General features: G+C 71.2%; 19 protein-coding genes. 6 read left to right on the top strand and 13 right to left on the bottom strand.

Going from position 1 to position 22,025, the window contains the following annotated elements; genetic code table 11:
• The coding region (locus tag AC1DX8_RS18960; RefSeq protein WP_477631509.1) for a glycerophosphodiester phosphodiesterase family protein at positions 1-246 on the top strand (246 nt) is incomplete at its 5' end.
• 19 nt (positions 247-265) lie between these two features.
• On the opposite strand, the gene AC1DX8_RS18955 is transcribed toward AC1DX8_RS18960, so the two are convergent.
• From AC1DX8_RS18955 to AC1DX8_RS18905, 11 genes are all read right to left on the bottom strand, one after another.
• A complete protein-coding gene (locus AC1DX8_RS18955) occupies positions 266-1,150 on the bottom strand; it encodes an NAD-dependent epimerase/dehydratase family protein (protein WP_477631508.1) in 885 nt (294 codons plus the stop codon).
• 103 nt (positions 1,151-1,253) lie between these two features.
• Positions 1,254-4,019: a pyruvate dehydrogenase (acetyl-transferring), homodimeric type gene (aceE, locus tag AC1DX8_RS18950; RefSeq protein WP_477631507.1), complete on the bottom strand. Its 2,766-nt coding sequence runs from the start codon at positions 4,017-4,019 to the stop codon at positions 1,254-1,256.
• Between the two features lie 145 nt (positions 4,020-4,164).
• Positions 4,165-4,878 (bottom strand): SDR family NAD(P)-dependent oxidoreductase, encoded by a 714-nt coding sequence (locus tag AC1DX8_RS18945; protein WP_477631506.1) that lies wholly within the window; start codon positions 4,876-4,878, stop codon positions 4,165-4,167.
• Positions 4,875-6,113, bottom strand: coding sequence for a sialidase family protein (locus AC1DX8_RS18940; RefSeq protein ID WP_477631505.1), 1,239 nt, complete (start codon positions 6,111-6,113; stop codon positions 4,875-4,877). The genes AC1DX8_RS18945 and AC1DX8_RS18940 overlap by 4 nt, the downstream gene beginning before the upstream one ends.
• Entirely contained in the window at positions 6,110-6,901 is a 792-nt protein-coding gene (locus AC1DX8_RS18935; protein ID WP_477631504.1) for an HpcH/HpaI aldolase family protein, read from the bottom strand. The genes AC1DX8_RS18940 and AC1DX8_RS18935 overlap by 4 nt, the downstream gene beginning before the upstream one ends.
• An 8-nt stretch (positions 6,902-6,909) precedes the next feature.
• Positions 6,910-7,887 carry an aldo/keto reductase gene (locus AC1DX8_RS18930; protein ID WP_477631503.1) on the bottom strand — a complete coding sequence of 326 codons (978 nt, stop codon included), beginning with the start codon at positions 7,885-7,887 and terminating at the stop codon, positions 6,910-6,912.
• Positions 7,884-8,774 carry an ATP-binding cassette domain-containing protein gene (locus tag AC1DX8_RS18925; protein WP_477631502.1) on the bottom strand — a complete coding sequence of 297 codons (891 nt, stop codon included), beginning with the start codon at positions 8,772-8,774 and terminating at the stop codon, positions 7,884-7,886. The genes AC1DX8_RS18930 and AC1DX8_RS18925 overlap by 4 nt, the downstream gene beginning before the upstream one ends.
• Positions 8,771-9,724 (bottom strand): ABC transporter ATP-binding protein, encoded by a 954-nt coding sequence (locus AC1DX8_RS18920; RefSeq protein WP_477631501.1) that lies wholly within the window; start codon positions 9,722-9,724, stop codon positions 8,771-8,773. Before AC1DX8_RS18920 ends, AC1DX8_RS18925 begins: the two co-directional genes overlap by 4 nt.
• Positions 9,724-10,635: an ABC transporter permease gene (locus AC1DX8_RS18915; protein WP_477631500.1), complete on the bottom strand. Its 912-nt coding sequence runs from the start codon at positions 10,633-10,635 to the stop codon at positions 9,724-9,726. Before AC1DX8_RS18915 ends, AC1DX8_RS18920 begins: the two co-directional genes overlap by 1 nt.
• Positions 10,635-11,567, bottom strand: coding sequence for an ABC transporter permease (locus tag AC1DX8_RS18910; protein ID WP_477631499.1), 933 nt, complete (start codon positions 11,565-11,567; stop codon positions 10,635-10,637). Before AC1DX8_RS18910 ends, AC1DX8_RS18915 begins: the two co-directional genes overlap by 1 nt.
• A 3-nt stretch (positions 11,568-11,570) precedes the next feature.
• The gene (locus AC1DX8_RS18905; RefSeq protein WP_477631498.1) at positions 11,571-13,205 is read right to left on the bottom strand and encodes an ABC transporter substrate-binding protein; all 1,635 of its coding nucleotides are present in this window, start codon (positions 13,203-13,205) and stop codon (positions 11,571-11,573) included.
• A gap of 230 nt (positions 13,206-13,435) precedes the next feature.
• On the opposite strand from AC1DX8_RS18905, the gene AC1DX8_RS18900 reads away from it, so the two are divergent.
• The 3 genes from AC1DX8_RS18900 to AC1DX8_RS18890 are packed head-to-tail and all read left to right on the top strand — an operon-like array spanning position 13,436 to position 16,596.
• Entirely contained in the window at positions 13,436-14,704 is a 1,269-nt protein-coding gene (locus AC1DX8_RS18900) for a four-carbon acid sugar kinase family protein (protein ID WP_477631497.1), read from the top strand.
• Between the two features lie 33 nt (positions 14,705-14,737).
• Positions 14,738-15,793, top strand: a complete 1,056-nt coding sequence (gene pdxA / locus AC1DX8_RS18895; protein ID WP_477631496.1) for a 4-hydroxythreonine-4-phosphate dehydrogenase PdxA — start codon at positions 14,738-14,740, stop codon at positions 15,791-15,793.
• Positions 15,793-16,596, top strand: coding sequence for a DeoR/GlpR family DNA-binding transcription regulator (locus AC1DX8_RS18890; RefSeq protein WP_477631495.1), 804 nt, complete (start codon positions 15,793-15,795; stop codon positions 16,594-16,596). The genes pdxA and AC1DX8_RS18890 overlap by 1 nt, the downstream gene beginning before the upstream one ends.
• Before the next feature lie 13 nt (positions 16,597-16,609).
• On the opposite strand, the gene fdhD is transcribed toward AC1DX8_RS18890, so the two are convergent.
• Complete coding sequence (gene fdhD / locus AC1DX8_RS18885; protein WP_477631494.1) at positions 16,610-17,446, bottom strand: formate dehydrogenase accessory sulfurtransferase FdhD; 837 nt, start codon at positions 17,444-17,446, stop codon at positions 16,610-16,612.
• 62 nt (positions 17,447-17,508) lie between these two features.
• On the opposite strand from fdhD, the gene AC1DX8_RS18880 reads away from it, so the two are divergent.
• Both AC1DX8_RS18880 and AC1DX8_RS18875 read left to right on the top strand, forming a co-directional pair.
• Entirely contained in the window at positions 17,509-18,030 is a 522-nt protein-coding gene (locus AC1DX8_RS18880) for a PH domain-containing protein (protein ID WP_477631493.1), read from the top strand.
• Positions 18,027-19,502 (top strand): PH domain-containing protein, encoded by a 1,476-nt coding sequence (locus AC1DX8_RS18875; RefSeq protein ID WP_477631492.1) that lies wholly within the window; start codon positions 18,027-18,029, stop codon positions 19,500-19,502. The genes AC1DX8_RS18880 and AC1DX8_RS18875 overlap by 4 nt, the downstream gene beginning before the upstream one ends.
• A gap of 51 nt (positions 19,503-19,553) precedes the next feature.
• On the opposite strand, the gene AC1DX8_RS18870 is transcribed toward AC1DX8_RS18875, so the two are convergent.
• On the bottom strand, positions 19,554-21,890 hold the full coding sequence (locus tag AC1DX8_RS18870) for an FdhF/YdeP family oxidoreductase (RefSeq protein ID WP_477631491.1): 2,337 nt from the start codon (positions 21,888-21,890) through the stop codon (positions 19,554-19,556).
• Between the last annotated feature and the right edge of the window lie 135 nt (positions 21,891-22,025).

Genomic DNA, 22,025 nt, shown 5'->3' with positions numbered 1-22,025 from the left:
ACCCTGGGTAGCCCCACCACCCTCGTGTCCGACGCACACCGGGCCGGGCTGAAGGTCACGCCCTACACCTTCCGCGCGGAGAACACCTTCCTGCCGGTCGACTACCGGGTCGGCACCAACCCCGCCGACTTCGGCCGGATCATCGACGAGGTCGTGGCCTTCCTGCGCACGGGTGTCGACGGCGTCTTCTGCGACCAGCCCGACATCTGCGTCACCGCCCGCAAGGAGTTCCTCGGGCGCGACTGAGGCACTCCAGCCCAGCGAGCTACGAGCCGGCGTGCTCCCGCCAGGAGTGCGCCGGCTCGTAGCCCAGCAGCCTTCGCGCCTTGTCGATCCCGAGCAGGGTCTCGTGCTCGCCGAGGTCCTTGCGCACCTCGACGCCCGGGAACACCTCGGCCACCAGGTCGGCGCTGGACCGGCTCATGACCGTGTCGGCGTTGGCGATGATGAAGACCTCGCACCCGGGCTCGGTCCGCTCGAGCCCGAGCCGCACCGCCTGCGCGCCGTCACGTCCGTCGATGTAGCCCCAGAGGTTCCACTTGCGCAGCGACGGGTCGGCGTCGAACCCGGGGAAGGCCGCGTAGTCCGCGGGATCCATGACGTTGGAGAACCGCAGGCCCACCATCACCAGCTCGGGGTCCCAGCGACAGAAGTGCCGAGCCATCTCCTCCTCGAGCGCCTTGTTCAGGGAGTAGGTCGACTCGGGCCGGGGGTCGTACTCCTCGTCCACGGGGACGTAGGGCGGGGGAGTGTCGAAGGGCAGGCCGAGGACCGTCTCGCTCGAGGCCCAGACGACCCTGCGGATCCTGAGGGCGCGAGCGGCGGCGAACACGTTGTAGGTGGCGGCCGAGTTGTTCGCGAAGGTGGCCGCGTTGGTGGTCAGCCCCGGGGCGGGGATCGCGGCCAGGTGCACCACCGCGTCCACCGGTGTCGGGTGCTCGTCGACACCGCCGGACAATGCCTCGAGCACCTGGCCGTAGTCCGTGAGGTCGACGGCGACGAACGGCGTCGTCGGATCGGAGGGCCGGGCTCGGTCCAGGGCGAGCACGTCGTAGCCGTGCTCCGCGAGGTGGGCGACCACCGAGCGGCCGAGCTTCCCGGTGGAGCCGGTGACGGCGACGCGGACAGGGCGGCTGGGTTGCGGGGTCACCCACCCATCCTGCCCCACTCACAGGTATGCCGCCCGCTCAGCCGAGCGGACGGCATACCTTGTCGTGCAAAGGGTTTCACCAAGCACGCGGGACGAACTGAGGTCAGCTCTCGCCACCCGAGTTGCCGGAGGTGCCGGCCGTGACGTCGAGGAGGCGGTAGCGCGCGGCGGCCTCGCGGGCCACCCCGCCCTCGATCTCGCCGCGCTGGACCAGCATCTGCAGCGCGCGGACCGCGACCGATGGGCCGTCGATGTGGAAGAACCGCCGCGCGGCCGGGCGGGTGTCGGAGAACCCGAACCCGTCGGCGCCGAGCGAGGCGAAGTCTCCCGGCACCCACGGCTGGATCTGGTCCTGCACCTGGCGCATGTAGTCGGACACCGCGATGACCGGACCACGCGTGTCCCGCAGCCGCTCGGTGACGTAGGGAGTGCGGGCCTCGCCGTCCGGGTGGAGGAAGCGCTGCTCGTCACAGGCCATGCCGTCGCGACGCAGCTCGCTCCACGACGTCACCGACCACACGTCGGCCACGACGCCCCAGTCGTTGCGCAGCAGCTCCTGGGCCTCGAGCGCCCACGGCACCCCGACGCCCGACGCGAGCAGCTGCGCCCGGGGGGCGTCGTCCGGCAGGCCGTCCGTGATCCCCGGCGCGAAGAGGTGCATGCCACGCAGGATGCCCTCGCGGTCGACGTTCTCCGGCTCCTGCGGCTGGCTCATCGGCTCGTTGTAGACCGTCACGTAGTAGATGACGTTCTCCGGGTCGTCGCCGTACATCCGGCGCAGCCCGTCCTCCATGATGTGCCCGATCTCGAAGGCGAAGGCCGGGTCGTACGCCACCACCGCCGGGTTGGTCGCCGCGAGCAGCGGCGAGTGACCGTCCGCGTGCTGCAGCCCCTCACCGGTCAGCGTGGTGCGCCCTGCCGTGGCCCCGATGAGGAAGCCACGAGCCATCTGGTCGGCGGCCGCCCAGATCGAGTCGCCGGTGCGCTGGAAACCGAACATCGAGTAGAAGACGTAGATCGGGACCATCGGCTGGCCGTGCGTCGCGTAGGACGTGCCGGCTGCGGTGAACGCCGCCATCGAGCCTGCCTCGTTGATGCCGAGGTGCAGGATCTGGCCGTCCTTCGCCTCCTTGTAGGCCAGCATCAGCTCCGCGTCGACCGAGGTGTACTTCTGGCCGTGCGGGTTGTAGATCTTGATGGTCGGGAAGAACGAGTCCATGCCGAAGGTGCGGGCCTCGTCGGGGATGATCGGCACGACGCGCTGGCCGAACTCCTTGTCGCGCATCAGCTCCTTGAGCAGTCGCACGAACGCCATCGTCGTGGCGACCTGCTGCTTGCCGGTGCCCTTCTTGACGATGTCGTAGGAGGAGTGGTCGGGCAGCTTGAGCGGCTCGTGCTGGACGCGCCGCACCGGGATCGGGCCACCGAGCTTCTCGCGCCGCTCGCGCAGGTACCTGATGCTCGGGTCGTCGGGACCAGGGTGGAAGTACGGCGGTGCGTAGGGGTCGCGCTCGAGCACCTCGTCGGAGATCGGCAGCTTGAGGCTGTCGCGCAGGCCCTTGAGGTCGTCGAGGGTCAGCTTCTTCATCTGGTGGGTGGCGTTGCGGCCCGCGAAGTGGCTGCCCAGGCCGTAGCCCTTGATGGTCTTGGCGAGGATGACCGTCGGCTGGCCGGTGTGGTTCATCGCGGCCTGGTAGGCGGCGAAAACCTTGCGGTAGTCGTGGCCACCGCGCTTGAGCTTCCACCAGATGTCCTCGTCGGACCAGTCCTTGACCATCTCGCGGGTGCGCGGGTCGCGACCGAAGAAGAAGTCACGGACGTACTTGCCGTCGTTGGCTCGGAAGGTCTGGTAGTCGCCGTCGCTCGTGGTGTTCATGAGGTGGACGAGCGCGCCGTCACGGTCCTGGGCGAGCAGCGGGTCCCACCCGCGGCCCCAGACCACCTTGATGACGTTCCAGCCGGCGCCACGGAAGAACGCCTCCAGCTCCTGGACGATCTTGCCGTTGCCGCGGACCGGTCCGTCGAGGCGCTGCAGGTTGCAGTTGACGACGAAGGTGAGGTTGTCGAGCTCCTCGCCGGCGGCCAGCTGCAGCAAGCCACGCGACTCGGGCTCGTCCATCTCGCCGTCGCCGAGGAAGGCCCAGACGTGCTGCTGGCTGGTGTCCTTGATCCCGCGGTTGTGGAGGTACTTGTTGAACTGCGCCTGGTAGATGGCGTTCATCGGGCCGATGCCCATCGACACCGTCGGGAACTGCCAGAAGTCCGGCATCAGCCGAGGGTGCGGGTAGGACGGCAGGGCGAGCGGCTGACCCGCGACGAGGTGGCTCTTCTCCTGGCGGAAGCCGTCGAGCTGGTCCTCGCTGAGGCGGCCCTCGAGGAAGGCGCGGGCGTACATGCCGGGGGAGGCGTGGCCCTGGAAGAAGACCTGGTCGCCGCCGCCGGGGTGGTCCTGGCCGCGCCAGAAGTGGTTGAAACCCACCTCGTAGAGGGTGGCCGCCGAGGCGTACGTGGAGATGTGGCCGCCGACCCCGATGCCGGGACGCTGCGCGCGGTGCACCATGACGGCGGCGTTCCAGCGCAGGTAGGCGCGGTAGCGGCGCTCGACCTCCTCGTCACCGGGGAACCACGGCTCCTGCTCCGGCGAGATGGTGTTGATGTAGTCGGTGGCCGTCAGCGACGGCACCCCGACCTGCATCTCCCGGGCGCGCTCCAGGAGCTTGAGCATGACGTAGCGCGCCCGCTGCCGACCGCCCTCCTCGATCACCCCGTCGAGGGAGTCGAGCCACTCCTTGGTCTCCTCGGGGTCGATGTCCGGGAGCTGGCTGGGGATGCCGTTGAGAATCGGTCCGGCTTCCTCGCGTGCGGCCACGGTCGTGGGTCCTTTCTCGCGTCAGTGTTGACGAGGGGCCGCGGGGTTGCCTGCGACCTCCGTGTCCATCTTCCACCCGAAGGAGTCGCAGGTCACAACCGGACCGGCCTACTGGCCAGTATCCGGAGCGTCCGCCACATATATCTCAGCTGCGCTGCCCGGGGGCGGCCGGGAGCGAGGCGCCGCCGCAGATGAGGAGGTGCTGCCCGGTGACCATCGCCCCGGTGTCCTCGAGGAGGAACGAGGCGTATGCCGCGACCTCCTCCACCCGGACCAGCCGCCCCAGGAGTGGCGTTTGTGGCGGCGTCGCCGCCCGACGAGGGTCGGCGGTCATCGCGGTCTCGGTGGGGCCCGGCGCCAGCACGTTCACGGTGATGCCCCGCGGCGCCAGCTCGGCAGCCCACGAACGCCCGAGGGCACCGAGAGCCGCTTTGGTCGCGGCGTACTGGCTCTTGCCCCATGCCCCTTCAGCGGTGCGGCTGCCGATCAGCAGGATCCGGCCACCGTCGACGAGGCGGCCCTCGAGGCACGAGGCGAGCCGCACGGCAGCCCCGACGTGCACAGCGTGCATGCGGTCGCTCGCGTCCGGGTCGAGGTCGGTCAGCGGGCCGGACTCCTGGAAGCCGGCGGCGTGGACGAGCGCGTCGACGTCGCCGAGGTCGGCGACGGCTGCCGCGACCCCAGGTGCGGCCGCGGTGTCACCGAGGTCCACCCGGCGCCAGTCGAGCCCGGGCAGCTCGCCCGGCTCCGGCCGCCGCCGGGACAGCCCCACGACCGCCCAGCCGTCGTCGAGCAGGCGGCGGGCGATGGCGAGCCCGATGCCCGAGCTGACGCCGGTGACGACGGCGGTTCGACTCATTTGGAGGGCGTCGTGGCCGTCGCGGTCCGGGCGTCGAGGGCGGCTGCAGGGATCCGCACGTGCCGGATGGCACGGCGGTGGTACGTGTAGGCCACGTGCACCGTCCCAGCCGGGTCCTGGCACACGGACGGGTAGCTCAGCTCGCGGTTGACGCCGTCGCGCGAGTTGTTGCTCAGGCAGTAGCCGTCGCCGTCCTCGAGGACCCACCGCAGCGGCCAGCTCGCGCCGTCGTCACCCGAGACGGCGAGGGTCAGGGGCGCGCGGGGCGCTCCCCAGAAGGCCCCGCGGACCACGGCCAACTCCTCCTGAGACACCGGCTCGGGCTCGGCCGGCGTGGCGTCGCTGATGCCTTCGTCGTCGATCTCGTCGTAGAGGGAGACCCTGCGGGCCACGGCGTCGAGCCGGCTGCTCTCGTTGAGCACCAACGCGGTTCGTGCACCGGACAGTGGAGCGGCCTGGATCGAGGAGTTGTTGTTGGGCAGCTCGGTGGGGCGCGGGGCGGACCACCCGATCCCGTCGTCAGAGGCGCTGCGGTAGACGTGGTCGGCCCAGCGGCTGCGGTAGTACGCGGCATACCCACCAGCGGCGGTGGGCACGATGCTCATGTGGACACAGCCGGTCGAGTCCGGCACCTCGTGCTCGGTCCACGAGCCGCCCTGGTCGGTCGAGACCCACACGCTGCTGGTGTCGCTGTCGCCCACCCACTTCTCGCCCGGCACACGCACGCACGTGAAGGTCGGCAGCACCCAGGTGCCCGAGGGCAGGACGACGGGAGGTTGGCGGACGAAGACGCCGCCGCGCTCGGTCTCCAACAGGCTGCGGGTCGGGCCCCAGGTCGCGCCGTCGTCGTCGGAGGTGCGCGCGCGCACGAAGGACGTGTCCTGGTCGCCGGCGTGCTGTGCGGTGTGGAACAGCCAGAGCCGACCGTCGGGGGCCGGGAAAAGCACCGGGTTCTGCTCGGACCGGGTGGGGTCGTCGGAGAGGCGGACGGGCGCGGTCCATCGGTCGGCTCCCGGCACCAGGCGCGAGAACCACACGTCGATGTCGGCCACACCCTCCTGCGTGCCGCCGAACCACACGCAGCCGAGGCTGCCGTCGCCGAGCACGGCCAGGTTGGCCGCGTGCGACTGCACAGTCGGTGCGGGCAGGAAGGTCTCCTCGACGCCGCCGAGGCCGTCGACGCCCGACCGAGGCTGCAGGATGCCGTCGGTGACGAGCGTTGCTGGCGCCGTCATGACGCCCCGGCGGCTGCGGCCAGGTGGTCGGCAGCCGCCCGCTCGAGGTGGACGAGGTCGGACGAGACCGTGGCGAAGGTGAAGCCCTGCCCGAGGCGCCGGGCGGCGTCCGCCCCGGCGGGGGTGTGGATCCCGGCAGCCACGCCGGCTGCCTCAGCTGCTTGGCTGATCCGCACCAGCGCTGCCTCGAACTCGTCGGCCACCGCCGGGTCGCCGGGGAACGCGCCCCCGACGGCCAGGCAGAGGTCCGAGGGCCCCACGTAGATGCCGGTCAGCCCCGGCACGGCGCAGATCTCCTCGACGTTCGCCAGGCCCTCGGGTGTCTCGATCATGGCCAGGCAGGACACCGAGGCATTCGCCTCGGCCGGGACGGGGCCGATGCGCAGGCCTGATCGCATGGGTCCGTACGACCGGACCCCGGTCGGTGGGTAGGTCGCAGCGGCCACGGCACGACGGGCGTCGTCGGCGGTGTTGACCAGGGGGACGATGACGCCGGCGGCTCCGGCGTCGAGGGCCTGCCCGATGTGGAACGGGTCGTTGGCGCCGACGCGGACCAGCCCGACCGACGAGCGGCCCGCGTCGACCGCCATGAGGCCGGCGAGGAGCCCGCTGTAGCCGAGCAGCCCGTGCTGTGCGTCGAGGCAGACGTAGTCGTAGCCGAGCCGCGCGATCCGCTCGGTGGCCACGGGTGCATCGAGGACGACCCAGTAGCCGACGGCGCGCTCGCGCCCAGCCAGCCTCCGGGTGAAGTCCTGTGCGGTGGGGGTGGGCTGCTGCTCGGAAGTCACCGAGGCTCCTATCGGTTGTAGGCCGGCATCGGACCGGCCAGGGTGGCGCCGACCTCGTCGCAGGCGCTGACGACGTCAGGGGACAGGGGGCCGCGCCCGGCGGCGGCGATGTTGCTCCGCAGCTGGTCGGGCTTGGACCCGCCGAGCAGGACCGCGTCGACCAGCGGACGGGAGAGCAGCCAGCGCAGGGCGAGCTCGGGCAGCCCCAGCCCCGCGTCCGCCGCGATGGTGGACAACGCGTCGACCGCCTCGAAGAGGCTGCGGTTCCAGTACCGGTCGCGGTACATGCTCGAGAGCGCCGATGAGCCGAACCGGCCCTCCCCGGGGGCGTCGTCGAAGCTGTGCCGGCCGGTCAGCAGACCGCCACCGAGGGGGTTGTAGACGATCGTGGCCAGCCCGTGGGTCGTGGCGAACTCGGCATACTCGTCCTCCACCCGGCGGGCGACGAGGTTGTAGAGCTGCTGGGCCACTACCGGCCGGGGGGTGCCGACCCGGTCACAGGCAGCCGCCAGGTCGGCGATCTGCCAAGCCGCGAAGTTGGACACCCCGACGGCCCTGGCCAAGCCGGTCGAGACGATGTCGGCGAGGGCTTCTGCGGTCTCGTCGACCGTCACCGAGCGGTCAGGCTGGTGGAGGTAGAAGAGGTCGACGTGGTCGGTGTCAAGACGGCGCAGGCTTGCCTCGAGGGAGGCACGAATTCCCTTGCGGGACAACAGTGGTTCGCCGCCGGCATCACCGGGGTAGATACCCGCCTTGGTGGCGAGCGAGACCTGGTCGCGGCGCCCGGCGAGGACCTCGCCGAGGATCGTCTCGGTGCGTGTCCCGGCATACCCGTTGGCGGTGTCCAGCCACGAGATCCCGGCGTCGAGGGCCGCGTGGACCATGGCGCGCGAGGTGGCGACGTCGGCGGTGTCGCCGAACGTCATCGTRCCCAGGACCAGCCGGGGGAGCGGGGAGTCCAGTCCGGCGAGCTCGGTCTGGCTCATGCGCTCGCAGCGCTCTCGGCGATGCGGGCTGCGGCGATGCCGCGGACGACCTCCCGCGGCTTGCGTCCGACCATCCGGGAGGGTTCGAGCGCGGACCGCCGCAGGCGGCGGGTGTAGGGGTCGCTGGGGGAGGCGAGCACCTGCTCGGTCTCACCCCGCTCGACGACCGTGCCGGCGCGGAGCACGAGCACCTCCTCGGAGATGGCCCGCACGACCCCGAGGTTGTGCGAGATGAAGAGATAGGTCAGGCCGGTGTCCTGGCGCAGCTGGGCGAGGATGTCGAGGACCTGCGCCTGAACTGACACGTCGAGGGCGCTGGTCGCCTCGTCGAGGACCAGCAGGTCGGGCTCGGAGGCGAGTGCCCGGGCGATACCGATCCGCTGTCGCTGGCCACCCGAGAACTCGTGCGGCTTGCGCTGGAGGGCCGAGGTCGGCAGGCCGACCCGGTCGAGGAGCTCGGCCGAGCGCTGCCGGCGCACGGCGGCGGAACGCTCGCCCCGCACCTGCATCGGCTCGGCCACGATCTGCTGGGCGGTGAGGTGCGGGTCGAGTGAGCCGTACGGGTCCTGGAACACCATCTGGATCCGGTGCCGCATCGGGCGCAGGTGGCGCTCGGACACCGTCGCCAGGTCGGTCCCGTCGAAGACCATCGAGCCGGCCGTCGGCTTGACCAGGCGGACGAGGGCCTTGGCGATCGTGGACTTGCCGCAGCCCGACTCGCCGACCACCGCGAGGCACCCTCCGCGGGGGACCGAGAACGACACCTGGTCGACGGCCCGGAACGTCTCGCCTCCCCGGCGGTACTCGACGACGAGGTCCTTGACGTCGAGCAGCGGGGTGCCGGTGGCCGCCGGGGTCACGTGGGGCTGGCGCGCGGCGGTGGTCATGGTCGTGGCCCTCCGTTGGTGGCGGGTATGCCGGCCTGCTCGGGTGCGATCGGCGCGGCCGCGGTCTCGGCGACCGGCTCGATGTACTCGGGGTGGTCAGGGTCCTCGGGGTCGTCCCACTCGCCCAGCTCGGGGATCGCTGCGAGCAGGGCGCGGGTGTAGTCGTGCGTCGGGTGGTCGACGACCTGCTCGACCGGTCCGTCCTCCACGAACTGTCCGCGGTGCATGACGTGGATCCGGTCGCTCATCAGCCGAGCGACGCCCAGGTCGTGCGTGATGAGGASGACGGCGACGCCGGTGCGCTCCTGCATCTCGAGGAGCAGGTCGAGGATGCCGGCCTGGACGGTGACGTCGAGGGCCGAGGTCGGCTCGTCCGCGACGATGAGCCGAGGCTCGGTCGACAGCGCCATCGCGATGAGCACCCGCTGGAGCATCCCACCGGAGAGCTCGTGCGGGTAGGACTTGATCCGCCGCTCGGGCGCGCTGAGGTGCACCTGGCGCAGCAGCTCGAGGGCACGCTCGCGGGCCTGCGCCTTGGAGAGCGAGGGGTGGGCGTGCCGGATGGCCTCGACCATCTGTGTGCCGACGGTCGCGATCGGGTTGAGGGCGGTCATCGGGTCCTGGGGGATCAGGGCCACCGAGCGACCCCGCAGGTTGCCGATGTGCTTGCGCGTGCCGACGACGTCCTGTCCGTCGATCTGGGCCGACCCGGAGATGACGGCGAGGTCGTCGGGCAGCAGCCGCAGGAGGGCCATCGCCGTGGTCGACTTGCCGGAACCGGACTCGCCGATGATGGTCACGGTCTCCCCGGCGTCGATGTCGAAGCTGACGCCGTCGACGGCCCTGATCACCCCACGCGGGGTCATGAGCTCCACGACGAGGTCGCGGACGGACAGGACGGCCTGGACTGGCTGGGTGGACCGGGTGGTCTGGGTGGTCTGGGTGGGCATCACGCGTCACCGGCCTTGGTGCGACGGGTGCGGTCGCGCAGCCCGTCACCGAGCAGGTTGACCCCGATGACCAACAGGGCGATGGCCACACCGGGGAGGGTGACGAGCCACCACTTGCCGGTCACGAAGAGCTCGCGGCCGTCGGAGATGATCCCGCCCCAGGTGGGGTAGGGGCGTTGCACGCCGGCGCCGAGGAAGCTCAGGGCGCTCTCGAGGAGGACGGCCTGGGCGAGCAGCAGGAAGACGACGACGAGCACCTGGGGGAGGATGTTCGGGATGATGTGGCGGCCGATGACCGTCGGGCGACGCAGGCCCAGCACCTGGGCCGCGGCGACGTAGGGCTTCTCGCGTTCGACGAGCACGAGGGCACGGGTGAGGCGGGCTGGTTCCGGCCACTGGGCCAGGGCGATGACGACCGTGATGACCGGCACCGAGGGGCCGAAGAGGGCCACCACGAGCAGCAGCATCAGCAGCAGCGGCAGTGACATCTGGGCCTCGAGGGCGCGGGAGACGATCGTGTCGACCCAGCCGCCGTAGTAGCCGGCCACGGAACCCAGGACGATGCCGACGAGCCCCGAGATCACGATGGCCAGCAAGCCGATGACGAGGCTGGTCTGGCCGCCGAACAGGATGCGGGAGAGCAGGTCGCGACCGTTGGGGTCGGTGCCGAGCAGGTGGCCCTGGGAGAGCGGGGGCAGCGAGCTCTCGCGCAGCACGCCGCGCACGGGGTCGGGCAGGGGCAGCACCCGCGCGAGGGCCACAGGGATCACGATGATGGACGCGCAGAGGGCGCCCAGCCAGATCTTGATCGTGCTGTGCCTGGCCTTGCGCTGCGCGGCCGATCGGCGCAGCTGCCGCGGGCTGACCGCGGTCGGCGTCGTGGGGTGGTCGGTGGTTGCGTGGAGGGCCATCAGCGGGCCGCCTCTCCGAGCCGGACCCGCGGATCGAGCAGCGGGTAGATCAGGTCGACCGCCAGCTGGACGAAGAGCGCCAGGAGCACGGTGACGAGGACTGTTGCCTGGATGACGGGCAGGTCGCGGCGCTCCAGGGCGTCGACGACGAGCTGTCCGACACCGGGCCACCGGAACACCACCTCGACGATCACCACACCGTTCAGCATGGCCGCGAACCGGGTGCCGAGCGCGGTGACGACGGGGATCGCCGAGTTGGAGAAGGCGTAGCGCCACGTGAGTCGACGCTCGGAGACCCCGCGGGAGCGCGCGATCGTGACGTACGGCGCCCCCAGGTTCGCCGACATCTCCCGCCGCACGAGGCGGGAGATGAGGGCGACCTGGAGGACGACGATGGTGGCCGTCGGCAGGACCAGTGAGGTGACGGACGTGAAGCCGGACGAGGGGAACCACTGGAGGTTCACCGCGAAGAGGATGAGCAGCACGAACCCGATCCAGAAGTCCGGCATCGACTGGCCGGCGATCGTCGCGATGTTGGCCCCGAGCTCGCCTGCGGTGTTGGCCCGTCGGGCCATCCAGACCCCCAGCGGGATGGCGAGCAGCGCCGTGATGACGATGGCCGCCACCGCCAGGGTGATCGTGTAGGGGAGCCGGTCGAGCACGACGGTCAGGGCCGACTGCCGGAACTGGAAGGACTGGCCGACGTCCCCGTGGAGCAGGTGGTTCAGGAAGGTCCAGTACTGGCTCAGCAGTGGTTGGTCCAGCCCGAACTCCTTGCGGATCGCCTCCAGCTGCTCCGAGCTGGGGTTCGGCGGTGCGTAGCTGACTGCGGGGTCGCCGGGGGCGAGACGCAGCAGCACGAACACCACCGTCACCGTGAACCAGGCGGTCAGGATCGTCTGGGCGACCCTCTTGAGGACGTAGCGGCCCATCGGTCAGCCGGAGACCTTGACGGTGGACAGGTCGTAGAAGTTGCCCGGCGACAGGTCCAGCGTGGTGACGCGCTTGCGCCGCGCGAGCAGGTTGTTCGGGGTCCACGCCCACATGGCCGGCCACAGGGCCCAGATCTTCTCCTGGGCCTCCTTGAGCTGCGCGTTGCGCGAGGCCAGGTCGGGGTTCTGCGATGCCTTGTCGAGCAGCGAGCTCACCTCGGGGAAGACGAACCCGTGGTAGGTGTCGCGGGTCTTCTCCTTCGCCGCGGTGCCGCCGTACTGGCCCTGGAGGTTCGTGATGGCCAGCCCGGTCTGGTTGCCGTAGCCGTTGCCCAGGATGTCCCAGTCGCCGGCCTCGCCGCGACGCCAGGCGTTGATGTCGCCGCCCTTGGGGATCTGCTTGAGCTCCAGGGTGACGCCGACGTCGGCGAGCATGCCGACGATGGCCTCCATGACCCGGGCCGCACCGGCGAACTCCGAGTCCTCCCAGATGGCCCGGAGCTTGAGCCCGGAGACTCCCTCGGCGGCCAGCATCGACTTCGCCTTGGCGACGTCGAAGGTGTAGGAACCGGTGGCCGCGAATCCCGCCAGCGTGGACGGGACCACGCCCTCGGCGGACGTCACCTGACCGGCCATCAGCGAGCTGATCAGGGCGTCGTGGTCGATGGCGTGCGACAGGGCCTCGCGGACCGCAGGCTTGGTGAGCGGGTGCCCGGCCGGCTTGCGGAAGTTGTAGAAGAGGTGGATCAGGCGGGTGCCCTTGGTCTGGAGCACCTCGATGTCCTTGTTGGTCTTGAGGCTTGCGGCGGACTCAGGGGTGATCGTGTCGATGACGTCGGTCTGCCCCGAGGTGAGGGCGATGACGCGCGCGCCCTCCTCCTCCTGGTAGCTGACGTTGACCTCGTCGAGGAGCGCCTTCTCGCCCCAGTAGTTCTCGTTGCGGACCAGGCGGTAGGTCCCGGTGCCCGAGTCGGCTGCGGCCACCGTGAACGGGCCGGAGCCGATGCCGTCGCGCAGCTCCTCGGCCTTGTTGGCCGCCGCGGGGGTGATGAGGATGTTGGACATCAGCGAGTCGAGGGTCACGACGGGCTTGGTGGTCGTGAGGGTGAAGCTCTTGTCGTCGATCTTGGCGAAGGTGGGCTGCTCCGGGAACTGCGAGGCGACGTAGCCGGCCTTCACCTGGAAGTACAGCTTGATCGCGGTCTCGACGTCGGCGACGGTGACCGGCGACTTGTCGGAGTAGTGGATGTCGTCGCGCAGGGCCACGGTCCAGACGGTGGGGGAGGTCTGCGTGAACGACTTCGCCAGCACCAGCTCGGGCTTGAGGTCGAGACCGATCCGGGTGAGCGCCTGGCGCACGGCCCGCTGGACGGTGACGGCTGCGTCGTACTGGTTGAGCTTGTTGTCCAGGCTCACGAGGTTGCGGTTGAGCGTGATGCTCAGCTTGCCACCGGTGCCGCCCGTGGCGGACCCGCCGCCACCGCTGCTCTGCGGCCCAGCGCACGCGACCAAGGTCGGGCCGAGCAGGGTGCCGGCCCCGAGGAACGCGGCGAGCTGAAGGATCGAGCGGCGGGACACGCCGCCCTCGGCGACAACCTCTGCGCCGCTCGTGCCACCCATGGGGATGTTGTGGGTCATCGAACTTCCTCCTTGAAGTCTGTGAGCGGCCCTGACGACGGGCGCCGTATTTCGCGTTCCAAACATTGACACAGTTGCGCGTTGTGCGCAATACCTGTAGCGTCATTCGCGTCGGAAATCTCGCCCAATGGGCCGCCCAGTGCGATTCCAGGCCAGGTCGATGGACCGGCATACAGCCTCAAAGATGTTGCTGTATATAGAGATTGCGCGACTTTCCGGAGGAGGTCACCGTGCTCGAACGGCTAGTCGTCGCCGATGATCTCTCTGGTGCGGCCGAGTCCGCAGCCACCTTTCTCCTGCGCACAACGCGCATTCAAGTCCAGCTCGCGCAGGACGCCTCCGACGTGTTCGAGCCGGCCGACGAGCAGCCCAGGGTGGTCGTGGTCGACTCCGACACCCGCCACGCGTCACCGGCCGCCGCGGGTGCGGCAGTGGCCCGGTATGCCGCGGAGCTGGTCGGCGCGTCGTCGAGAGCCACGCGGGTGGTCAAGAAGGTCGACTCGCTGCTGCGTGGCAACCTCGGTGCCGAGGTGCGCGCGCTGTCGTCCTTGCTCGACGCCACCCCCGTGATCGCGACCGCCCTCCCGTCCGCGGGGCGCACCGTGGTGGGCGGAGTGCCGATGGTCGACGGCCTTCCCCTTGCGGCGACCGACCTCTGGGGCGCCGAGGGCAGCCGACCCCCCGAGACGGTCGCCGACGTGCTGGCCACCCTCGACCACACCACCGTCCCGCTGGGTGTCGTCCGCGACTCCTCCGGGCTCCGGGCCGCGCTGGTCGCGGCCGAGGAGCGCGGTCGCGCGGCGGTCTGCGACGCGGAGACCGACGCAGACCTCGACGCCGTCGTGACCGCCGCATCGGCGCTCCGGAGGCCCCTGCTCGTGGGGTCGTCAGCCCTCGTCGCGGCCGATGCGCGGCAGCTCGCACCGGACGGCGCCGAGACCGCCCACCCCACCGCTGCGCCATCCTCGCCGGACGACTACGTCGTGGTCGCGGTCGTCGGTTCCGCCGCACCCGGAATCTCCGAGCAGGTGGCCCGCCTGGCCGAGCTGGGCCTCCCCGTCCTCGCCCTCGACCCGGCTCGACTCCTCGGCTCGCCGGAGGAGTCCGCCCAACGGGTCACGCAGTCGCTCGGTCCCCGTGGCCTGGTGCTCTCCCTCGACCAGTCGGACCGCGTGGGCGTCGCCCCCGCCTCGGCGCGACGCCTCACCGCCGCGTTGGCCGTGGCGGCGGCGCCGGCGACGGCGCGGGCCACCGTCCTGCTGCTGACGGGCGGGGAGACGGCCCGGGCCGTCCTCGACTCCCTGGCGGTGCGCAGCCTCACGCCCCTGTCGACCCACGCCTCAGCCGTGACGTCACGGACGCCGGACGGACTGGTCGTGATCACCAGACCCGGGAGCCACGGCGCTTCCGCGGGCTCGCTGCGCGACGCGCTGGCCCCCTTCGCAGCCGCCCCTCACCCCGCCCCTCACCCCGCCCCCTCCACCACCGACCTGCACTGACTTTCCGCCCGCACACCTGACCTAGGAGCCACGATGACCGTCCTGCCCAGCATTGCCGTGACGATGGGGGATGCCGCCGGCATCGGACCCGAGGTGATCGTGCGTGCCCTGCTCGACCCCGAGTGCGTGGGTCGCTCGAACTGCGTCGTCGTCGGTGACGCCGCCCGGCTGCGTCGCGCCGCCGAGCTCGTCGGGCTCGAGCCCGACATCGTCACCGTGGCCGACCTGTCCGAGTGCGAGTTCGTGCCCGGCCGGATCAACGTCATCGACCTCGGCCTGATCCCCGAGGACCTGCCCTTCGGCGAGCTCTCCGCCGTGGCCGGCGACGCCGCCTACCACTACGTCCGGGTGGCGTCCGAGCTGGCCATGGCCCACGAGGTCCAAGCCATCTGCACCGCGCCGCTCAACAAGGAGGCGCTGCACGCAGGCGGGCACATCTTCCCCGGGCACACCGAGCTGCTGGCCAAGCTCACCGGCACCGCCGAGGTGTCCATGATGCTGGCAACTCCGCGGGTGCGCGTCATCCACGTGACCACCCACATCGGGCTGGTCGACGCCGTCGACCGCATCGAGCCCGGCCTCGTCGAGCGCACCATCAGGCGCGGCCACGGGGCGCTCGTCGACGCCGGCGTCAGCCACCCCAAGATCGGGGTCTGCGGGATCAACCCGCACGCCGGTGAGGGCGGCCTGTTCGGGCGGGGCGAGGAGGAGGACAAGATCGCCCCCGGTGTCCTGGCCGCACAGGAGGCCGGGATCGACGTCGTCGGCCCCCTGCCCGCAGACACCCTGTTCTTCCTCGCCGGCCGCGGGGACTACGACCTCGTCGTGGCGATGTACCACGACCAGGGGCACGGACCGGTGAAGATCCTCGGGCTCGAGGCCGGCGTCAACATCACGGTCGGCCTGCCGGTGATCCGCACCTCGGTCGACCATGGCACCGCCTTCGACATCGCCGGCAAGGGCATCGCCGACCACCGCTCGATGGTGGAGGCCCTGCGGCTGGCCGCCGAGATGGCGCCGACCCCCACCTGCCCACCACCCCAGAACCCGCTCGGTGACCCGACGATGTCGGGTAGGGTGCGCGACTGATGGCACGGTTGAGGTCTGAGCGCCGCCGCAACGAGATCGCACGGCTCGCGGCGTCCCACGGGCTGACCAGCGTCGAGGAGCTCTCGGCCCGGTTCGGGGTGACCGCCTCGACCATCCGCCGTGACCTGGCCCTGCTCACCGCCCAGGGCAAGCTCGCGCGCACCTACGGCGGCGCACTCAGCCTCGAGCCCCACCCCGAGGCGTCGCTGCGCCAGCGGCTGGGCGAGGCGCACGAGGCCAAGCAGGCCATCGCCGCCTGGGCAGCCACCCAGGTCATCCCCGGTGAGAACGTCGTCCTCGACGGCGGCTCGACCAACGCCGCGCTCGCCGCCGAGCTCAAGGAGTTCCGCGGCCTGTCCGTGGCGACCATCGGCCTGCCCTCGCTCGAGGCCCTCGCGGACGCCGAGGACATCGAGGTGATCTTCCTCGGTGGACGGCTCCGGACCGTGAGCCAGAGCTTCGTGGGGCCGGTCACCGAGGCCGCGCTCGAGCGGATGTCGTTCGACCGGGCCTTCATCGGCGCCGACGGGGTGCGGGCGGACCGCGGCATCTGCGAGAAGGACCTGGAACAGACCAGGCTCAAGGAGCTCATGATGAGCCGGGCCGACCACGTCTACGTCCTGGCCCACGGCGCGAAGCTCGGCGAGGCGCCCTTCCACGCCTGGGCCGTCATGCCGGCCCGCTGGACCCTGGTCACCGACGACTCCGCGACGCCGCAGCAGATCCGCCCCTTCGAGGCGGCCGGGGTCGAGGTCGTCGTCGTGCGGGTCGTCCCCGAGGGCCTGGAGGACACCGGGGCCTGAGCGGTCCGGCGTCCTAGAGCCCGAGCCGGTGGGCTCCGCTGTAGACGGTCAGCCGTGGGGCCCGGGCGAAGCCGACCAGCGTGAGCCCCGACTCGTCCGCGAGCTCTGCCGCCAGTGACGAGGGAGCCGACACCGCGACCAGAGCCGGCAGCCCCGCCATGACGGCCTTCTGCACCAGCTCGAAGCTGGCCCGTCCGCTGACCACCAGCACGTGTCCGGTCAGGGGCAGGCGACCTTCGCGAGCGGCCCACCCCACCACCTTGTCGACGGCGTTGTGACGTCCGACGTCCTCGCGCACCACGAGCACCTCGCCGGCGGCGGTGAAGAGGCCGGCTGCGTGCAACCCACCGGTCTTGTCGAAGACCTTCTGGCCGGCCCGCATGACGTCGGGCAGGCCCGCGACCACGCCGGGCGAGAGGCGCACGGGGTCGTCGGCCACGGCATACGGGCTGGTGGCGGTGATGGCGTCGATGCTCGTCTTGCCGCACACGCCGCAGGCGCTGCTCTGGTAGCCGGAGCGGGCGCTGCGCCCGAGGTCGGGCACGACGCCGGGCGCCAGCGTGACGTCGACGACGTTGTAGGTGGGAGAGCCGGACTCGTCCTCGTCGAGGCAGTGCATCAGCTGGGCCACGTCAGCACCACGGCGGATCACGCCCTCGGTGAGCAGGTTGCCGATGGCGAGGTCGAAGTCGTCGCCGGGCGTGCGCATCGTCACGGTGACGGACGTGCCACCCACCCGGATCTCCAGCGGTTCCTCGACCGCGAGCGTGTCAGGACGGGCGCTGCTGCGCGCGCCGTCCAGGGTCACCTCGACCCTCACCGCCGGCGTCCGCCTCGTCACCCGTCCCACGCCTGCAATGTATGCCGCGCCGTGCGCACCGGGCGTGCCGGGTCGGCGGTTAGGTTGGAGGGGTGAGCGACACCCCCCACGACGAGTCCCTGTCATCGGCCGAGGTGCGCCTCTTCGGCGACACCGGTATGCCGTGGCGCCCGGTGTCGCCGAAGCTCGCCACCGCCAGGCTCCTGGTGCTGTCGGTGTTCCTCGTGCCACCCCTGCTGGTGCTGGTCGGCCTCGCGGCCTTCGTGTGGCAGGGCTTCTGGGTGGGGGCCGTGGTGGTCGCGCTGGCCCTCGCCGCCGGCACGTGGGTGATCCGCCGCCAGGTCCCTGCGATCACCTGGGCCGAGGGGGCCGAGGAGCTGGTCGTCCGGCGCGGGCGGATGTTCCGCACCCTGGTCAGCGTGCCCTACGGCCGGCTCCAGTTCGTCGACGTCCAGTCCGGGCCGCTGGAGCGACGCTTCGACATGGCGACGGTCGAGCTGCACACCGCGTCACCGCAGAGCGGTGGTCAGATCCCGGGGCTCCCGACCGCCGAGGCGGAGGCGCTGCGCGAGCGGCTCGCGGCGCGCGGCGAGTCGCAGCGGGCCGGTCTGTGAGCACCAGCGACCCGGGACCGGCTCCGGTGCCCGACCCCGCCCCCGAGGGGCAGTGGCGGCACCTGCACCCGCTGTCGCCACTGCTCAAGGGTGGGATCGCCTTTCTCGCGGTCGTCGCCTACATCGCGTCGCAACAAGCTGACTCGTTGTTCGGCGCCAACCGTGAYGACCCCACCCAGGGGCACCTCGGGCTCGCGGCAGTCGGCGTGCTGCTCGTCCTCCTTGCGATCATCGGCGGCGCGTGGGTGTCGTGGCGATTCTCGCGCTTCCGCGTCGCCCAGACCCTCATCGAGCTGCGCACCGGGGTGCTCTTCCGGCAGCACCGCCAGGTCCGGTTCGACCGGATCCAGGCGGTCGACCTCGGACGACCGCTGCTCGCCCGGCTCACGGGGTTGTCCGAGGTCGTGGTCCAGTCGGCCGGGGGCAAGGACTCCCACCTGAAGCTGTCGTTCCTCACCGACGCCCAGGCCCAGCAGGTGCGCGGGCAGCTGATGGCACTCGCTGGCCGCAGCGACGAGGCCCCGGGCTCCTGGGCCGCCGCGAGCGGCGTCGAGGGGCCAGGGGGGTGGGTCCGCACCGATGCGTCCGGCCTGACCGATGCCGACTACGCCGACGTGCCGGTGCCGCCTCCGGTGGGTGACCGGGTGCTGGCCATCCCCAACGCGCGCATCCTCCAGTCGGTCCTCTACAGCGGTCCCGGGCTGGCCATCGTGGTCGCGCTGCCCGCCCTCGTGCTCTCCGTCGTGCTCGGCGTGCCCGAGATGGTGGCCTGGCTCGGGCCGATGACCCTGGCGATCGGTAGCGCACACCTCAAGCGGCTCACCCGGGAGTGCAACTTCGAGCTGCTCCACCAAGGTGACCGGCTGCGCATCCGGCACGGCCTCACCGACCTGCGCACCACGACCGTGCCGGTGCACCGCATCCAGGCCGTCGAGGTCACCCAGTCGCTGCCGTGGCGGCTCACCGGCTGGTGGCGGATCCAGGTGAACGTCGCGGGCGCTGGCGCGGGCTCCGGTGACGACGAGACCCAGACCGTGCTGATGCCCGTCGGCAACCGCGAGGAAGCCGTGCGCGTGCTCACCCTGGTGCACCCCGGCATACCGCGGGCCGCGGCGCTGGCCGCGCTGGAGGGCGAGGGCGGCACGGGGGGCTTTGTGACCACGACCGGGCGTGCTCGCCCCCTCGACCCGTTGAGCTGGCGGCGTCAGGGGTATGCCGTGCTCCCGGACGGCCTCCTCACGCGCCGGGGGGCGTTGTACCGGGCTGCACAGTTCGTGCCGCACGCCCGGATCCAGTCCCTGACGGTGGAGCAGGGGCCGGTGCAACGCCGGCGTGGCGTGGCCACCGTGAAGATCGTCTCCACGGTCGGGCCGGTGTCACCAGCGGTCGCCCACCTCGACGAGCCCGACGCCGTGAGGCTGCTCAACGAGCAGGTGGTGCGCTCCGGCCGCGCGCGTCAGCGGGTCCGGTAGCCCCGACCGGGCGGTGACCGTTGGCCTGCGGGACGACCGCCCGGGTCCGGACTAGCGGGCCTCGAACCGGACGACCAGTGCCTTCGCCACCGGGGTGTTCGAGCGCAGGGCGACGTGGTCCGCCGACATGAGCACGTTGGTCTCCGGGTAGTACGACGCGGCGCAGCCGGCGGCCGTGGGGTAGGCGACCAGCGTGAAGCCCTCGGCCCGGCGGTCGACGCCCTCGAACTCGCTGACGACGTCGACCACCTGTCCAGCGTGGAAGCCGAGCCGGTGCAGGTCGTCCGGGTTCACCAGCACCACCCGGCGGTTGCCGGAGATCCCGCGGTAGCGGTCGGCGTGGCCGTAGATGGTGGTGTTGAACTGGTCGTGGCTGCGGATGGTCTGCAGCAGCAGCCGCCCTTCGGGCACCTCGAGGGGCGGCACGCTCCCGGCGAGGAACTCCGCCTTGCCGCTCGGGGTGTCGAACTCGCGCAGGTCGCGAGGCTTGTGGGGGAGCAGGAACCCGCCCGGCTCGCGCACCCGGTCGTTGTAGTCGGCGAAGTCCGGGACGACGCGGGCGATGTGGTCGCGGATGAGGTCGTTGTCCTCACCCAGCGCGCGCCAGTCGATCGTGCCGACGCCCGGCACGATCTGGTGGGCCAGCCCGGCGACGATCGCGACCTCGGAGCGGCAGTGCTCGGAGGGTGGGTCGAGCCGTCCTCGCGAGAGGTGCACCTGGCCCTGCGAGTCCTCGACCGTGACGCCCTGGTCGCCGCGCGAGGTGGAGTCACGGTCGGTCCGGCCGAGGCAGGGCAGGATCAGTGCCTCGGTGCCGGTGACGGTGTGCGACCGGTTGAGCTTCGTCGAGACGTGGACCGTCAGGTCGCACGCGCGCAGCCCCTCGTGCACCACGGGGGTGTCGGGCGTGGCCATCGCGAAGTTGCCGCCCATGCCGAAGAACACCCGCACCGACTTGTCGCGCAGTCGCTGGACGGTCGCCGTCGCATCGATGCCGTGGGCGGTGGGTGGGGTGAACCCGAACTCCGCCTCGAGGGCGTCGAGGAAGCTCTGGGGCATCTGCTCCCAGATGCCCATCGTGCGGTCTCCCTGCACGTTCGAGTGGCCCCGGACCGGGCAGGGGCCGGCGCCATCCTTCCCGATGTTGCCCTGCAGGAGCAGCACGTTGACGATCTCCTGGATCGTCATCACGGCATGGACGTGCTGGGTCAGCCCCATCGCCCAGCAGACCACGGTGGCCTTCGACCCGGTGAAGCGCCGGGCCAGCGCCTCGATCTCCGAGCGCTGTAGGCCGGTCGCGAGCTCCGTTGCGGCCCAGTCGATCTCGCGCACCGCCTCGACGTAGGCGTCATAACCCGCGGTGTAGTCGTTGATGAACGCGCGGTCGACGACCGTGCCCGGAGCAGCCAGCTCCGCCGCCACGAGGAGGTGGCCGACGGCGCGGAAGAGGGCGTGGTCGCCCCCCAGCCGGATCTGCAGGTGGTCGTCGGCCAGGGCGGTGCCCGGACCGACCAGACCACGGGGGGTCTGGGGGTTCTTGAAGCGGATCAGGCCGGCCTCGGGCAGCGGGTTGACCGCGACGATGACGGCGCCGTTCTCCTTGGCCCGCTCGAGGTGGGTCAGCATGCGGGGCGCGTTCGTGCCGGGGTTCTGCCCGGCGATGACGATGAGCTCGGCCTTCTCCAGCGACTCGAGTGTCACGGCGCCCTTGCCGATCCCGATCTGCTCGCTCATGGCAGTCCCGGACGACTCGTGGCACATGTTGGAGCAGTCGGGCAGGTTGTTCGTGCCGTACGCCCGGACCATCAGCTGGTAGAGGAACGCGGCCTCGTTGCTCGTGCGCCCCGACGTGTAGAAGACGGCGTCGTCCGCCGACGGGAGGGCCCGCAGGTGGCGGGCTATGATCGAGTTCGCCTCGTCCCACGAGACCGGCTCGTAGTGGGTCCCGCCCGCGCGCAGGTACATCGGCTCGGTCAGCCGACCCTGTTGCCCCAGCCACCACTCGCTCTGCTCGTCGAGCTCGGCCACCGGGTGACGGGCGAAGAACTCACGATCGACCCGGCGCTTGGTGGCTTCCCAGGCGACGGCCTTGGCCCCCGACTCGCAGAACTCGGCGACGTGGCGGTGTCCGGCCTCCGGGTCGGGCCAGGCGCATGACGGGCAGTCGAAGCCGCGGTCCTGGTTCAGCCGGCCGAAGACACGGGCGGTGCGGGGCAGTCCCATCTGCTCGATGCCGTGGCGGAACGAGTTGGCCACCGCCGGGATCCCGGCCGCCCACTGCTTCGGCTCGTGGGCATCCACCGCGCCGGTCGGGTCCACGATGCTCGCGGCGTCGGAGGCAGTGGAGGCAGTGGCGGGGTCCGCGCCGGAACGGTGCTGGTCAGCCATGGTTCCGACCCTAACCCCCGCCACAACCTGTCCACGCGGTGGGAATGTGTGCGTATTCCGGCGACTCGGTTGAAAAACCCGGCCCAACCCGATGGACTTACCCGCAACTGACCGCTTCGAGGGGATGGAGAAGGG

It is taken from the genome of Pedococcus sp. P2_A3, from assembly GCF_056405035.1.
This window is presented reverse-complemented; position numbering and strand designations above follow the sequence as displayed.